The organism is Shewanella sp. T24-MNA-CIBAN-0130 (assembly GCF_040310185.1).
In the GTDB taxonomy this organism is placed as follows: Bacteria; Pseudomonadota; Gammaproteobacteria; order Enterobacterales; family Shewanellaceae; genus Shewanella; species Shewanella psychromarinicola.
The window spans coordinates 1-279 of sequence record NZ_JBEOPP010000259.1 but is presented as its reverse complement, the minus strand read 5'-3'; the positions used below and the strand labels follow the sequence as shown (position 1 = coordinate 279).

The 279-nt window shown below is 56.6% G+C and carries 1 protein-coding gene; it reads left to right on the top strand.

Translation table 11 applies throughout. The annotated features are described in order from the left end of the window. Nucleotides 1-279: aldehyde dehydrogenase family protein (locus tag AAEZ02_RS22305; protein ID WP_351125201.1), on the top strand; the 279-nt coding region annotated here is incomplete at both ends.

Sequence of the window (279 nt, the reverse complement as noted above, 5' to 3'; positions counted from 1 at the left end):
CCTTTACCGGCTCAACGCCTGTGGGCTCGCACATCATGCATGCGGCGGCCGAGAACATCATTCCGTCCACGGTTGAGCTGGGCGGCAAGTCGCCGAACATCTTCTTCGCCGACATCATGAAAGCCGAACCTCAATTCATCGAAAAAGCCGCCGAAGGCCTGGTGCTGGCGTTCTTCAACCAGGGTGAAGTGTGCACCTGCCCTTCCCGTGCACTGGTGGAAGAGTCGATCTACGACGACTTCATGAAAGTGGTGATGAAAAGGTCGAGTCGATCAAGCG